Genomic DNA, 14,331 nt, shown 5'->3' with positions numbered 1-14,331 from the left:
CAAGGAAGGGCCCAAAATTTTGGCATTACCAGATTCTCCAGAAATCAATGCATCAGATTATATCGATGAGGAAGAACTTATTACAGTTGTTGTACCAGATATATTGTCTGGTGAACGTTTGGATAAGGTTCTAGCCCAATTAATTCCTCAACATTCACGTAATCGATTGCAATCTTGGATTGAGGCTGGTTTTGTTACTTCAGCTGGTCAAAAGCTAAAAATTCGTCATTCTGCGAAGGCTGGTGAGTTAATTGAGGTTTTGCCTCAGCCCACCGCAGAGGAACAGGCTTATGTGGCCGAAAATATCCCTTTGGATATTGTTTACGAGGATTCTGAGCTATTAGTGATTCATAAGCCTGCAGGCATGGTGGTTCACCCCGCGGCAGGTAATTGGTCAGGAACCTTGCTGAATGCCTTGTTATTTCACTATCCAGAGATTTCAGAGGTGCCTAGAGCTGGCATCGTTCATCGATTAGACAAGGATACATCTGGCCTATTAATGGTCGCTAAGACTTTAGAAGCTCAAACTGATTTAGTGAGGCAGTTGCAGTCTAGGCAAGTTATGAGGCGTTATTTGGCTTTTGCATGGGGTTTGGTTAAGGCTCAAACAGTTCATGCCTCAATTGGCAGGGATCCAAGGGATAGGTTAAAAATGGCATTGATGACAGGGTCGGCCAGTAAACCTGCTGTGACCCATGTACATCCGTTGGGTATGGTGGAGTTTGGTGGAGCCAAAATATCTTTAATCGCTTGTCGCTTAGAGACGGGGCGAACCCATCAAATTCGTGTGCATTTAGAGTCTTTGGGCAATCCTTTATTGGGCGATCCTGTTTATAAGAAGAGGCTTCCTGTTGATGCTCATCAGCTTGAATTTACAAGACCTGGTCAAGCGTTGCATGCGGCTGTCTTGGGAATTAAACATCCTAAAACAGGAGAGTCAATGATTTGGACGGCTCATTTACCAAAAGATATGGAAGATTTAGGTTTGGCATTAGGTTTTGCAAAAGATCAGCTTTGGCCTGATTGGGATGCATTGGATGTCTAATTCATATTTATATCCCCCTTGGCCGCTTGGGGGGCAGGCACAGGAGCGAGTAAAGACTTGTATCACTACTCGTTTTGGCGGCCGCAGTTTGCCACCTTATGATGAATTTAATTTAGCTTTGCATGTGGGGGATGACCTCGTTGATGTACTAGCTAACCGATCTATGTTGCAGGCAGTATTGCCTTCTCAGCCTGTCTGGTTAACCCAAGTTCATGGGGTTGAGGTGTTCGATGCGGATCAGTGGGATTCGGATCATGTGCCTGTTGCAGATGCTGCTGTTACAACGGTGCCTAGGCGCGTTTTGGGCGTCATGACAGCAGACTGTTTGCCTGTATTGTTATGCGATTGGAATGCTAGAGTGGTTGGCGTTGCTCACGCTGGGTGGAGGGGTTTGTGTGCAGGCGTTGTAGAGCAGACTGTTAGTGCTATGTTGAAAAAGGTTGGGGATTCTGACGCATCTAATTTTAGGGCGTATTTAGGACCAGCGATAGGTCCTACAGCGTTTGAGGTAGGGTCTGAGGTTAGGGCGGCTTTTATTCAGCTATTCCCTGAAGATGATTTAGCTTTTGAGCCACTAGGCAAGGAAGGTAAATACTTAGCAGATTTATATAAGTTAGCGAAGCAGCGGCTTGCTAGATTGGGTATTACTGAGGTTGCCAGTGGTGCTGAATGTACTTATTTGGACCAGAGGTTTTACTCTTACAGAAGAAATCAACAGACTGGTCGTATGGCTAGTTTTATTTGGCTCAACCCTTCTTAATCATCATAAGTTCGTAAGTTTGGAGGAAGTTTAAGATAGGGTTAATTCTTATAACTAATTCCTGCATAACACCTCAGAATGTAGCTGTAGGGATAAGTTTTTAATAATTATTTAGGAAATTCTATGGTGAACATGCAAGGCTTCGGCCCAGGTCCCAGCCTCGCTCCGCAGCATATGGCTTTAATTCCGCCAGAGAAGTTGGTTGAAATTGAGCAACAGTATGCGAAAGATTTGGCAGCTCTTTGGTTAAATCCGGCTGGTATAGAAATTAAGGATCGCCGTTTTTCTAGTGATGCATGGAAGAGTCCATGGAACCAAGCTACTGTTAATTTTTATTTATTAAACTCTCGACACTTGCTTAATTTAGCTGATGCTGTTGAGGCGGAAGCTAAAGTTCGTCAGCGTATTCGCTTTACAACTGAGCAAATGATTGATGCGATGTCCCCTTCAAATTTTTTGGCGACTAATCCTGATGCTATTCAGCGTTTATTGGATACCAAGGGTGAGTCACTTCGCACTGGTATTTTGAATGCCCTTCAAGATTTAGGTAAGGGCAAGGTATCTCAGACAGATGAGACTGCTTTTGAGGTTGGTAAAAATATGGCGACCACTGAAGGCGCTGTTGTTTTTCAATGCGAGCTCTTCCAGCTGATTCAGTACAAGCCTTTAACTGCAAAGGTGTATGAACGCCCTTACTTGATGATTCCGCCTTGTATCAATAAATATTACATTCTTGATCTGCAGCCAGATAACTCGGTGGTTCGTTATTTAGTGGAGCAAGGACATACGGTTTATTTGGTTTCTTGGAAGAATCCAGATCCAAGCATGGCCGATACGACTTGGGATGATTACATCGGTGATGGCGCTATTAAAGCTATCGAAACTGTTCAAGATATCAGCGGCCAGAAACAAATTAATATTTTAGGTTTCTGTGTAGGTGGAACAATCACAACAACAGCATTAGCTGTCTTAGCTGCAAGAGATATTCATCCAGCTGCTAGCTTAACTCTTTTGACGACATTACTAGATTTCTCAGACACAGGCATCTTGGATGTTTTTGTTGATGAAACTTTAGTTCAGTTACGTGAAAACACCATTGGTGGCAAAAATGGCAAGTGCGGTATGTTGCGTGGCGTAGAGCTGGCTAATACGTTCTCATTCTTGCGACCCAATGATTTGGTTTGGAATTACGTAGTAGATAGTTATTTAAAAGGTAATTCACCCCCACCATTTGATTTGTTGTATTGGAATGGTGATTCCACGAATTTGCCAGGTGCCATGTATGTTTGGTATCTCCGTCATATGTATTTGCAAAATGAATTGAAGATTCCAGGTCGCTTAACAGTTTGCGGTGAAAAGATTGATTTAGGAAAAATTAAATGTCCCGTTTATCTATATGCGTCAAGAGAAGATCATATTGTTCCTTGGTGGTCTGCTTATGAGTCCGTCAAACTCCTAAAAGGTGCAAAAGTACACTTTGTCTTGGGTGCATCTGGGCATATTGCAGGTGTTATTAATCCACCAGCTAAGAAAAAACGTAATTATTGGGCAAATGCCAAATTGCCTGCTACAGCTGATGCTTGGTTTGATGGCTCTAAAGAAATTGCGGGTAGTTGGTGGCCTGATTGGGCAGGTTGGTTGGCGCCATTGGGTGGTAAGCAAAAAGCAGCGCCTAAATCATATGGTGGTGGCAAATACAAAGCGATTGAGCCAGCACCAGGTAGTTATGTAAAAGAGAAAGCTAAAGATTAATTTTTTAAAAGTTGTAAATATTTATTAGTTGTATTCGATAACAGGAGAAGCAGCATGAGTCAGAAAGTAGCGTATGTAACAGGTGGTATGGGTGGTATCGGTACCGCTATTTGTCAGCGTTTGGCTAAAGATGGTTTTAAGGTCATCGCTGGTTGTGGTCCTAATTCACCGCGTAAAGATAAATGGTTGGCTCAGCAAAAAGCTTTAGGTTTTGATTTTGTTGCATCAGAAGGTAACGTTGGCGATTGGGCAAGTACTGTTGCTGCTTTTGAAAAAGTTAAAGCAGAGCACGGTAAAGTTGATGTACTTGTGAACAATGCTGGTATTACTCGCGATACAGTATTTCGTAAGATGACCCCAGAAGATTGGAGAGCGGTTATCGATACCAACTTGAACTCTTTATTCAACGTAACAAAACAGGTCATTGATGGCATGGTTGATGCTGGCTGGGGTCGTGTTATTAATATTTCATCTGTTAATGGTCAGAAGGGTCAATTTGGCCAATCTAACTATGCGACAGCTAAAGCTGGTATCCATGGTTTCACTATGTCTTTAGCCCAAGAAACTGCGTCTAAGGGTGTAACTGTTAATACAGTGTCTCCTGGTTATATTGGTACTGATATGGTGACAGCAATTCGTGAAGATGTTTTGGAGAAAATTATCTCTACAATTCCTGTTAAGCGTTTGGGTACCCCAGATGAGATTGCCTCTATCGTATCTTGGTTAGCTTCTGATCAAGGTGGTTTCTCAACGGGTGCAGACTTCTCATTAAACGGTGGTTTGCATATGGGCTAAGCATCAATTTGCCTCAAAATGGGGTGTATTGTTGCGAAGCAGCATGAGGGCTTGAATTTACACATACAATGTGGGTATTCAAGCCCTAATTAATTACTATGGTTACTAAAAAACAATCTGCTAAATCTGGTGGCGTTCGTACGATTAAGAAATATCCTAATCGTCGCTTATATGACACACAAACTAGTGCTTATGTCACATTGTCCGACGTTAAAGATCTTGTTTTGGCTCAAGAGGAGTTTAAAGTTGTTGATGCTAAGACAGAAGAAGATTTAACCCGAGCTATTTTGTTACAAATTATTTTGGAAGAAGAGGCTGGTGGTGTGCCTTTATTCACAACGCCGATGCTCTCTCAAATGATTCGTTTTTATGGTCATTCAATGCAAGGTTTGGTGGGTGGATATTTGGAAAAAAATATTCAGTCGTTTATTGATATGCAAACCCAATTTGCTGAACAATCTAAACAAGGTGGTGTCAATATTACCCCTGAGAGTTGGGCTCAATTTATGAACATGCAAAACCCAATGATGCAAAATGTGATGGGTAATTACGTGGAGCAGAGCAAAAATTTATTTGCTCAAATGCAAGAAAAGATGAAGGATCAAGCTAACGTGTTTAGCGGGTTTCCTTTTGCACCACCTACAAAGAGCGATAAATAATTGAGCGGAAAAATTGGTTTTGTTTCCTTGGGGTGCCCCAAGGCTTTGGTTGATGCCGAGCGCATCGTTACTCAATTGCGTGCTGAGGGCTATGAAATAGCTAAAGATTACAGTGGGTCTGATTTAGTCGTGGTTAATACTTGCGGCTTTATTGATTCTGCAGTTCAAGAAAGTCTTGATGCAATTGGAGAAGCTTTAGCTGAGAACGGTAAGGTAATTGTTACTGGTTGCTTGGGAGCTAAAAAAAATATTGATGGTTCTGATGTGGTTACTTCAGTTCATCCTAAAGTGCTGGCGGTGACAGGGCCTCACGCTACTGATGAGGTGTTGGCTGTGGTACATGAGCATTTACCGAAGCCACATGATCCATTTACAGATTTAGTGCCTGCTGCTGGAGTTAAGTTAACGCCCAAGCATTATGCGTACCTAAAGATTTCTGAAGGCTGTAATCATCGTTGTACCTTTTGCATCATTCCAAGCTTGCGCGGTGATTTGGTTTCTAGGCCAATTGGCGAGGTCTTGTTAGAGGCGCAGCATCTATTTGAGGCTGGTGTTAAAGAGTTGTTAGTGGTTTCCCAAGACACTAGTGCCTATGGTGTTGATGTTCAGTATCGAACTGGCTTTTGGGATGGTCGTCCCGTTAAGGCTAAATTATTTGATATGGTCGAAGCACTGGGTAAGCTTGCCCGTCAACATGATGCATGGGTACGTTTACATTATGTTTACCCATATCCACACGTCGATGATATTTTGCCCTTAATGGCTCAATTTTCCGATGAAGGAAGTGGTGTGTTGCCTTATTTGGATATACCTATGCAGCATGCACACCCAGATGTTTTAAAGAGAATGAAACGTCCAGCCAGTGGTGAGAAAAATTTAGATCGCATCATGGCCTGGAGATCTGCTTGCCCAGATCTAACAATTCGCAGTACTTTTATTGCGGGTTTCCCTGGTGAAACAGAAGCTGAATTTGCCTATTTGTTGGAGTTCATGCGTGAAGCAAAGATTGATCGTGCGGGTTGTTTTGCTTATTCACCAGTCGAAGGTGCTAAAGCTAATGAGTTAGAGGGTGCCTTGCCTGATGAGGTGCGTGAAGAGCGACAGGCGAGATTTATGGCGGTGGCTGAAGAGATTTCGGCAAAGCTATTGGAAGCCAAAGTAGGCAAGCGTATTCGCGTTTTAGTCGATTCAGTCAATGGCTCAAGGGGTGTTGGGCGTAGTCAGTCGGACGCGCCTGAAATAGACGGGCTTGTTCATTTATTACCAACCGATAAAATTTCTAAGCGTTATCGGGTGGGGGAATTTGTGAAGGCTACAGTGGTTGGTACCCAAGGGCATGATTTGATTGCCCAGTTATAAATAGGGTTTGTGAGGTTCGTTGTATTGGTATTTTTAAGGTTTTTATGGGTAAATACCCCTAGTAAGCCCTAATAGACGCTTTCAGACAGTTACTCGTAAGATTAGCCCTACAGACTAGTTTTTTCTATTAATTAAAAGTGATTAAGGGAGTTCCAGATGGCACGTGATGTTGTTGTATTAAGTGCAGTTCGTTCTGCTATTGGTGGTTTTGGTGGTTCTTTAAGCGGTATGGAGCCTTCAGAGTTGGCTGGCACAGTGATGAAAGAAGCTGTGAACCGTTCTGGCGTTGACCCTAAACAGATTAATTATGTAACTGTTGGTAACTGTATTCCAACAGAAAGCCGTTTTCCGTATGTTGCTCGTGTAGCAGCAATTCAGGCTGGTTTGCCAATGGATTCAGTGGCTATGGCGGTGAACCGTTTATGTAGTTCTGGTTTACAAGGTATTGTTACAACGTCACAAGCCATTATGTTAGGCGATTGTGAGTATGGTATCGGTGGTGGTGTGGAGGTAATGTCTCGAGGCCTTTACGCAGCTCCTGCGATGCGTACGGGTGCTCGTATGGGCGACACGAAAATGATTGATATGATGGTTGCCACGTTAACTGACCCATTTGGTGCTGGCCATATGGGTATTACAGCTGAGAACCTGGCAACTAAATGGAATATCAGTCGTGAAGAGCAAGATGCATTAGCCGTTGAGTCTCATCGTCGAGCTGCTGCTGCGATTGCTGAAGGTCGTTTTAAATCTCAAATCGTGCCAATTACTATGCAAACACGTAAGGGTGATGTTGTGTTTGATACTGATGAGCATGTAAAAGCTAATACAACGATGGAAAGCTTAGGTAAGATGAAGCCAGCTTTCAAGAAAGATGGTTCTGTTACTGCTGGTAATGCTTCAGGCATTAATGATGGTGCGGCATTCTTTGTGTTGGCTTCTGCTGAGGCAGCAGCTAAGTCAGGTCAGAAACCAATGGCTCGTTTAGTGTCATATGCTTTAGCGGGGGTTCCTAACGATATTATGGGTGAGGGTCCAATTCCGGCTTCTAAGATTGCATTGCAACGTGCTGGTTTGACTATCGACAAGATGGATGTTGTTGAGTCAAATGAGGCTTTTGCTGCTCAGGCGATTGCTGTGTCTAAAGGTTTAGGTTTGGATATGGCTAAGACTAATCCAAACGGTGGAGCGATTGCCTTGGGTCACCCAGTTGGTTGTTCAGGCGCGTTCATTGCAACAAAAGCTATTTATGAGTTGCATCGTACGGGTGGTAAATACGCTTTGGTAACTATGTGTATTGGTGGTGGTCAAGGTATCGCTGTTATATTTGAGCGCCTTTGATTAACTGATGCCATATAAAAAGGCCGCATTTGCGGTCTTTTTTATTTCACCTTCGAGTGTTAGCCGTAGGTGGCTATTACCTGTTTATAGTAAATCTAACCAGGCATCTAAATCAACATGGTCAAAAGCAATATCTGCCTGATCTTTCACGACAGGTTTTGCTTTATAGCCAATCGACAGACCGGCACCATGCATCATCTGTAGATCATTAGAACCATCACCCATGGTTACAGCTGCATGTTTATTAGTGCCTAACTTAATGCAACAAGCCTCAACATAAGCAGCTTTTGCTACCCCATCAACAATATTGCCAACAACTTTACCTGTTAATTTTCCATCAACGATTTCCAATTGATTTGCGTGAGTTTCTGAAAGATTTAGCTCTTTTTGAAGTTTTTCCGTGAAGAAAGTAAATCCACCTGATACAAGGAGGGTATAAATACCTTTTTGATGGGCTTTTGCAATTAACTCTTTAGCACCTTCATTTAATCGGAGGCGCTCATTGAAAACTTTTTCAAGTGCTGATGCAGGGGCCCCTTTCAGTAGAGCTACTCGTCGGCGTAAGCTTTCGCTAAAATCTTTAATTTCACCGCGCATAGCAGCTTCTGTAATTTCAGAAACTTCTTTTTTTCTACCAACGGCGTCAGCAATTTCATCAATACATTCAATATTGATAATGGTTGAATCCATATCCATTGCGAGAACTTTGATCAGTGATGAATGAAAATGTTTGGGTATAAATCCCAAATCAGTTTCATGCAGAACACCCAAATGACGTAAATGAGCTCTTTGAGTCATATTGAGAGTTTCATTTAACTCAATTAAGGTTGTTTTAGGCGTTTTTTGGTTAATAGCTTTAACAGCGTGAGATTTTTCAATTTCACGAATCAAAGATTCCTGGATATTTGTCTTGTGAAAAAGGGCTATTTGCATATCAACTCTTATGTTGGGTCTTTAGCGATAGTATCGCCTAAGTGCTTAAATAGGTAACGAATTGCTTCTAGTCGTTGGGCTAGACTAATAAATGCTTCTTTATCAGATGGCAATATTTTGAGCTTATCTTGACCATTCAATTGCACTCGTTTATTGGTTTGTACTAATTGGATAATTTTAATTGGGTCAATAGGTGGGTTAGGAATGAATTGAATAGTAATCTGAACTGGATTTGCGTCAATTTTCTTGATGCCTAAACGAGCCATGTTTAAACGTAGGCGGTGAGTTTCGAATAGAGATTGCGCTTGCTCTGGTAATTCACCAAAGCGATCAACCAATTCTTCTCTAATTTCAATTAATTTTTCATGGCTTTCAACGCTCGCTAAGCGTTTGTATAGTGATAGCCGCTCGTGAACATCTGGGCAGTAATCATTGGTGAGTAGCGCCGGAACTCCTAGGGTGATATCCGTAATGATTTCCATTGGCGCCATTAAGTCAGGCTCTTTCCCGCTCTTAAGAGACTTAACAGCCTTGTTGAGCATTTCTGTATAGAGTTGAAAGCCAATTTCAGAGATGTCTCCAGACTGTTTGTCTCCCAAAACTTCCCCAGCTCCACGAATTTCTAGATCGTGCATAGCTAAATAGAAACCAGAGCCAAGTTCTTCCATTGCTTGAATAGCTTCGAGACGTAATTTGGCCTGTTTAGTTAATGCATCAGGGTCGGGTACGGTTAAGTAGGCGTAGGCCTGATGATGTGAGCGTCCAACGCGCCCACGTAGTTGATGAAGTTGGGCTAAACCAAACTTGTCGGCGCGGTGCATGATGATGGTATTAGCGGTTGGCACATCAATGCCTGTTTCAATAATGGTTGTACACAGTAATATGTTTGCGCGTTGTGTTACGAAGTCACGCATCACTCGCTCTAAGTCTCTTTCATGCATTTGACCATGGGCGACAACAATGCGAGCTTCAGGTAATAGCTTTTCTAGAGATTGTTTCCTGTTTTCAATGGTATCAACTTCGTTATGCAGGAAGTAGACTTGTCCGCCACGTTTAATCTCACGAAGTACTGCCTCTCTGATGATGCCGTCACTTTCGCGTCGTACGAATGTTTTAATGGCGAGGCGTTTTTGTGGAGCTGTAGCTATGACTGAAAAATCACGCAGACCTTCAAGCGCCATGCCCAATGTTCTAGGGATTGGGGTTGCGGTTAAGGTTAATATATCCACTTCAGCCCGCAATGTTTTGAGAGCCTCTTTTTGGCGCACACCAAAACGATGCTCTTCGTCAATGATCACGAGCCCTAGTCGTGGGAATTTAACGTCTGCTGAAAAAAGTTTGTGGGTGCCAATAACAATATCTGCTTCACCTCTAGCCATGGCATCTAAAGCAGCATTGATTTCTTTGGTTGTCTTAAATCGAGAAAGCTCAACGATTTTTACTGGCCAATCAGCAAAACGGCTTTTCCAAGTTTCAGCATGCTGTTCTGCAAGTAATGTTGTAGGGGCTAAGATGGCCACTTGTTTGCCGCCCATAACGGCTAAGAAGCTTGCACGTAAAGCCACTTCAGTTTTGCCAAAGCCAACATCACCGCAAACCAATCGATCCATTGGTTTGCCACTTGTCATATCTTGAATCACAGCTGCAATAGCTGCTTGTTGGTCTGCAGTTTCTTCAAAGCCAAAACTTTCGGAAAATGCTTCATAGTCATGAGCAGAGAATTCAAATGCATGGCCTTGACGTAATGCTCTAGCTGCATAGAGGTTAAGCAATTCTGCTGCTGTGTCTCTAATTTGTTGAGCCGCTTTACGTTTGGCTTTCTCCCATTGACCTGATCCTAATTGATGGAGTGGGGCGCTATCAGGGTCAGCTCCTGCATAACGAGAAATAAGCTGTAGTTGCTGGACAGGTACATATAAAGTTGCAGCATGGGCATAAAGGAGATGTAGAAATTCCTCTTCGCCATTACCAACGTCTAGCAGAATGAGACCCTGGTATCGACCAATACCATGTTCTGCGTGAACCACTGGGTCTCCAACTTTTAGCTCAGAAAGGTCTCGAACAAGCGTATCTACATTGCTAGCTTCTTTGTCCTTACCTTTGCGGCGTGTTCTAGCACTTGCTGCAAATAATTCTGACTCAGTAATGATGGCAATTTGTGCAGCTTTAGATACAAAGCCATCATGTATAGCACTATGGGTGATTCCTAAAGATGTTTGACTGTTTAAAAAGTCACTTAGGCTATCTGATACCTGTATTTTTAGACCATTTTCTTCTAGCAGCTGACGGATGGTTTCGCGTCTGCCTGGACTATCAGCGCTAATGAGTAATTGATAAGGGCTTGTTTGGGTAAGTTGCCTAAGTTTTGATATGGGATCTTGTTCTTTGCGATTGATGGAGATGTTTGGCAAAGGTAAAAATCGAGTATCTAACTCATTATCAGAACCATCAATATTCTGAGTGTGTTTTTCAAGGGCCAGTCGTGCGTATGGTTTTAATAAAGTAAATAATTCATCAAGCTGTAGGTAGAGCTGTTTGGGCTCTAAAACAGGTCTAGAAGAGTCATGGCTAAGGAAGTTATAACGTTGTTGTGTATCTTGCCAAAAGCCTCTAATTTGAATTTCTAGGTCGCCATGAATACCCATCCAAACGGCCCCTTTTTCTTTGGGTAAATAATCAAAAACGGTAGAGGTATTATCAAAAAATAAGGGTAAATAGGATTCAATGCCAGCACTCGGGATACCTGTTCCTATATCTTTGTAGATGCTACATCGACTGGGGTCTCCCTCAAAGACCTCACGCCAACGACTGCGAAAAGCTGTGCGAGCCGCCTCATCCATTGGAAACTCGTGACCTGGTAACAGGCGAACTTCTTGGACTGGATAAAGACTTCTTTGGCTATCTGGGTCAAATGATCTAATTTGATCGATTTCGTCCCCAAATAAATCAATGCGATAAGGTAGGGCGGAGCCCATTGGAAATAAATCGATTAGGCCACCACGTAGACTATATTCTCCTGGTCTTACAACAGCGCTAACTGGGTCATAGCCCGCTTGTTGTAATTGAAGACGTAAAGCTTTCTCATCTAATTTATCGCCTTTCTTAAAAAAGAAAGTGTGAGCCGCTAGAAAGCTGGGAGGACCTAATTTTTGAAGGGCTGTTGTAACTGGAATAAGGACAATATCGCAAGCGCCAATTAGTAACTCATGCAGGGTGGCCAGGCGTTCGGAAACAAGGTCCTGGTGGGGTGAGAAGGCATCATAAGGAAGAATTTCCCAGTCGGGCAATAATCGTACTGATAAATTAGGGGCAAATGCGGGAATTTCTTCTTGTAGGCGAGAGGCATCTAATGCATTTGCGCAAATAATAACCATGACCGAAAATGCTTTTCGATGGTGTAAGGCTTGCTGCGCAATGACCGCAGCATCAGCAGAGCCAATCAGGTTTGAAATAGTTAAACGTTGCCCCTCCCGCGGTCCAGGTAGGGGGGGTGACCAAGTCACCGAACTTAATGGGGCTTGTAAATCAGCCGATAACTTCTGCATAAGCTAGACATTATAGAATTGCGATATGAATTCAGTACAAATACCTAATTCTCTCCATGTATTAATTCCATGTGCTGGCAGTGGCTCACGCATGGGCTTGAATGTGCCCAAGCAGTTCGAAGAGTTGGCCGGTCAGCCCATGGCCTTACATTCAATACGTACTTTTTTACAGATGCCTGAAATCAAAACGGTTTGGGTGGGAGTTTCTGCTGAAGCTAAAGGCTTTTCGAAAGATATGTGGCCGGATGAAGAACGGCTTCGTATTAAAGAAACAGGCGGGGCTACACGCCACCAGACAGTTTTAAATACTTTGAGTGCGATGCTTGAAACAGGTATTTCTGGTAATGATTGGGTCTTGGTTCATGATGCAGCTAGACCTGGTTTAACGGTCGAGGCAGCGAGACGTTTAATTGCAGTAGTTACAAAAGACGTGAATGTTTCCGGGGGCATATTAGCGATGCCTTTAGCCGATACTTTAAAGATGGTTTCAGATAAAACAACTAATTGCATAGCTAAAACTTTGCCAAGAGATGGCTTATGGTTGGCGCAAACACCTCAAATGTTCCGTATCCAAGCCCTGAAGAGGGCTTTAGATGATGCTATTGTGAGGCATTCAAATGTAACTGATGAAGCGAGTGCTATGGAGCAAGCTGGGTTTGAGCCTTTATTAGTTCCTGGGGAGTGGCGTAATTTAAAGGTGACATATCCACAAGACTGGGCTTTAATGAATGACTTGCTTAATTTAAAAAAAATATCATGACAACAGCGCATTCATCGATACCATTTCGCGTAGGTCAGGGTTATGACTTGCATGCATTGGTGCCATCTGGAAATTTAATTTTGGGCGGTGTGCATATTCCCCATACCCATGGATTATTAGGACACTCTGATGCAGATGCTTTATTGCATGCATTAACTGATGCTTTATTAGGAGCTGCAGCTTTAGGAGATATTGGACGCCATTTTCCTGATACTGATGAGCGTTATAAAGGTGCAGATAGCCGTGTTTTGTTGAGGGGGACAGTGGCCTTAATTCAAGCCGCTGGGTATCAGGTGGGTAATGTGGATGCGACGATTATTTGTCAGTCACCGAAGATGGCACCCTATATTCCAGAGATGATTAAAAATATTGCTAGCGATCTTGGTATTTCAGCGAGTCATGTGAATATTAAAGCTAAAACAAATGAAGGTTTAGGTCATTTAGGTCGTGGTGAAGGCATTGCTGTGCATGCCATTGCCTTAATACACAAAGATTAGAATAAAAAACGCTTGTGATTAATAATCTGCAAGCGTTTTTTTATTTCTTAAGTAACTTAAACTCCTAAGAGCTCCACTTCGAATAGTAGAGTTGCATTGGGTGGAATAACGCCGCCGGCACCATAGGCACCATACCCTAATTCAGCAGGAATAATTAAGCGACGTGTGCCACCAATTTTCATGCCTTGGACGCCTTCATCCCAGCCTTTGATAACCATGCCGCCTCCTAATGGAAACTCAAACGGATCATTGCGGTCTTTGCTTGAGTCAAATTTTTGACCAACCTGACCATTCTCATATAACCAACCTGTGTAGTGAACGGAGACATAGTTACCTTTTTTGGCTTCTTCTCCTGAGCCAGTGATGGTGTCTTCATACTGTAAACCTGATGGTGTTGTAATCATCTTAATTCCTTATTTTTTTAAGCTATCTCTGATTTCTCTAAGTAATTGAATATCTTCTGGTGTTGGTGAAGGTTCCGCAATTGTTTTAGCTTCGTCTTGAAGTTTAATTCGATTAATAATTTTCACCATTTGGAAAATTATGAATGCCAAGATTATAAAGTTAAGGGTAATAGTTAAGAAATTGCCGTATGCGAATAAAGGCACTCCTGCTTTTCTTAAGGCATCTAAATTTCTAGGAATATGTTCAGGAGCATCCCCTAGAATAATGAATAAGTTGGAGAAATCTAATTTTCCGCCAATAAGCCATGCAACAATGGGCATGACAACATCGCCAACGAGGGAGTCGACTATTTTGCCAAAAGCACCACCAACAATTACACCAACTGCTAGGTCAACCACATTGCCTCTAACTGCAAAGGCGCGAAATTCTTGCCATATATTCATAGATGCCTTCTGTTAATCAGTATTAATTAAAGAATGATAC

At 42.6% G+C, this 14,331-nt stretch carries 13 protein-coding genes; 9 read left to right on the top strand and 4 right to left on the bottom strand.

Translation table 11 applies throughout. The features are described 5' to 3' along the window. The first annotated feature begins 19 nt into the window (after positions 1-19). From ICV01_RS04840 to ICV01_RS04810, 7 genes are all read left to right on the top strand, one after another. A complete protein-coding gene (locus ICV01_RS04840; protein ID WP_251369317.1) occupies positions 20-1,045 on the top strand; it encodes an RluA family pseudouridine synthase in 1,026 nt (341 codons plus the stop codon). Continuing rightward, positions 1,038-1,805 (top strand): peptidoglycan editing factor PgeF, encoded by a 768-nt coding sequence (gene pgeF, locus ICV01_RS04835; protein WP_215286382.1) that lies wholly within the window; start codon positions 1,038-1,040, stop codon positions 1,803-1,805. Before ICV01_RS04840 ends, pgeF begins: the two co-directional genes overlap by 8 nt. A 123-nt stretch (positions 1,806-1,928) precedes the next feature. Continuing rightward, positions 1,929-3,557, top strand: coding sequence for a class I poly(R)-hydroxyalkanoic acid synthase (gene phaC, locus ICV01_RS04830; protein WP_215286381.1), 1,629 nt, complete (start codon positions 1,929-1,931; stop codon positions 3,555-3,557). 54 nt (positions 3,558-3,611) lie between these two features. After that, a complete protein-coding gene (locus tag ICV01_RS04825) occupies positions 3,612-4,352 on the top strand; it encodes a 3-ketoacyl-ACP reductase (RefSeq protein ID WP_215286380.1) in 741 nt (246 codons plus the stop codon). Positions 4,353-4,450: 98 nt separating this feature from the next. Next, a complete protein-coding gene (gene phaR / locus ICV01_RS04820; protein WP_215286379.1) occupies positions 4,451-5,011 on the top strand; it encodes a polyhydroxyalkanoate synthesis repressor PhaR in 561 nt (186 codons plus the stop codon). After that, positions 5,012-6,370: a 30S ribosomal protein S12 methylthiotransferase RimO gene (gene rimO / locus ICV01_RS04815; protein WP_215286378.1), complete on the top strand. Its 1,359-nt coding sequence runs from the start codon at positions 5,012-5,014 to the stop codon at positions 6,368-6,370. A gap of 156 nt (positions 6,371-6,526) precedes the next feature. Further along, a complete protein-coding gene (locus ICV01_RS04810) occupies positions 6,527-7,708 on the top strand; it encodes an acetyl-CoA C-acyltransferase family protein (RefSeq protein WP_215286377.1) in 1,182 nt (393 codons plus the stop codon). Positions 7,709-7,792: 84 nt separating this feature from the next. Here ICV01_RS04810 and serB read toward each other — a convergent pair whose 3' ends face one another. Together serB and mfd are read right to left on the bottom strand one after the other, a co-directional pair. Then, complete coding sequence (gene serB / locus ICV01_RS04805) at positions 7,793-8,641, bottom strand: phosphoserine phosphatase SerB (protein ID WP_215286376.1); 849 nt, start codon at positions 8,639-8,641, stop codon at positions 7,793-7,795. 8 nt (positions 8,642-8,649) lie between these two features. Further along, positions 8,650-12,186 (bottom strand): transcription-repair coupling factor, encoded by a 3,537-nt coding sequence (gene mfd, locus ICV01_RS04800; protein WP_215286375.1) that lies wholly within the window; start codon positions 12,184-12,186, stop codon positions 8,650-8,652. A 25-nt stretch (positions 12,187-12,211) separates the two neighbouring features. Between mfd and ispD the strand changes: the two genes are divergently transcribed. Both ispD and ispF read left to right on the top strand, forming a co-directional pair. Next, positions 12,212-12,946: a 2-C-methyl-D-erythritol 4-phosphate cytidylyltransferase gene (gene ispD, locus ICV01_RS04795; RefSeq protein WP_215286374.1), complete on the top strand. Its 735-nt coding sequence runs from the start codon at positions 12,212-12,214 to the stop codon at positions 12,944-12,946. After that, the gene (gene ispF, locus ICV01_RS04790) at positions 12,943-13,443 is read left to right on the top strand and encodes a 2-C-methyl-D-erythritol 2,4-cyclodiphosphate synthase (RefSeq protein ID WP_215286373.1); all 501 of its coding nucleotides are present in this window, start codon (positions 12,943-12,945) and stop codon (positions 13,441-13,443) included. Before ispD ends, ispF begins: the two co-directional genes overlap by 4 nt. Before the next feature lie 56 nt (positions 13,444-13,499). Here the strand turns inward: ispF and ICV01_RS04785 are convergent, their stop codons facing one another. Together ICV01_RS04785 and mscL are read right to left on the bottom strand one after the other, a co-directional pair. Continuing rightward, positions 13,500-13,847 carry an FKBP-type peptidyl-prolyl cis-trans isomerase gene (locus ICV01_RS04785; protein WP_215286372.1) on the bottom strand — a complete coding sequence of 116 codons (348 nt, stop codon included), beginning with the start codon at positions 13,845-13,847 and terminating at the stop codon, positions 13,500-13,502. 9 nt (positions 13,848-13,856) lie between these two features. Further along, complete coding sequence (gene mscL / locus ICV01_RS04780) at positions 13,857-14,291, bottom strand: large conductance mechanosensitive channel protein MscL (protein ID WP_215286371.1); 435 nt, start codon at positions 14,289-14,291, stop codon at positions 13,857-13,859. Positions 14,292-14,331 lie beyond the last annotated feature (40 nt).

The organism is Polynucleobacter sp. MWH-Spelu-300-X4, assembly GCF_018687515.1.
GTDB lineage: Bacteria > Pseudomonadota > Gammaproteobacteria > Burkholderiales > Burkholderiaceae > Polynucleobacter.
This window is presented reverse-complemented; position numbering and strand designations above follow the sequence as displayed.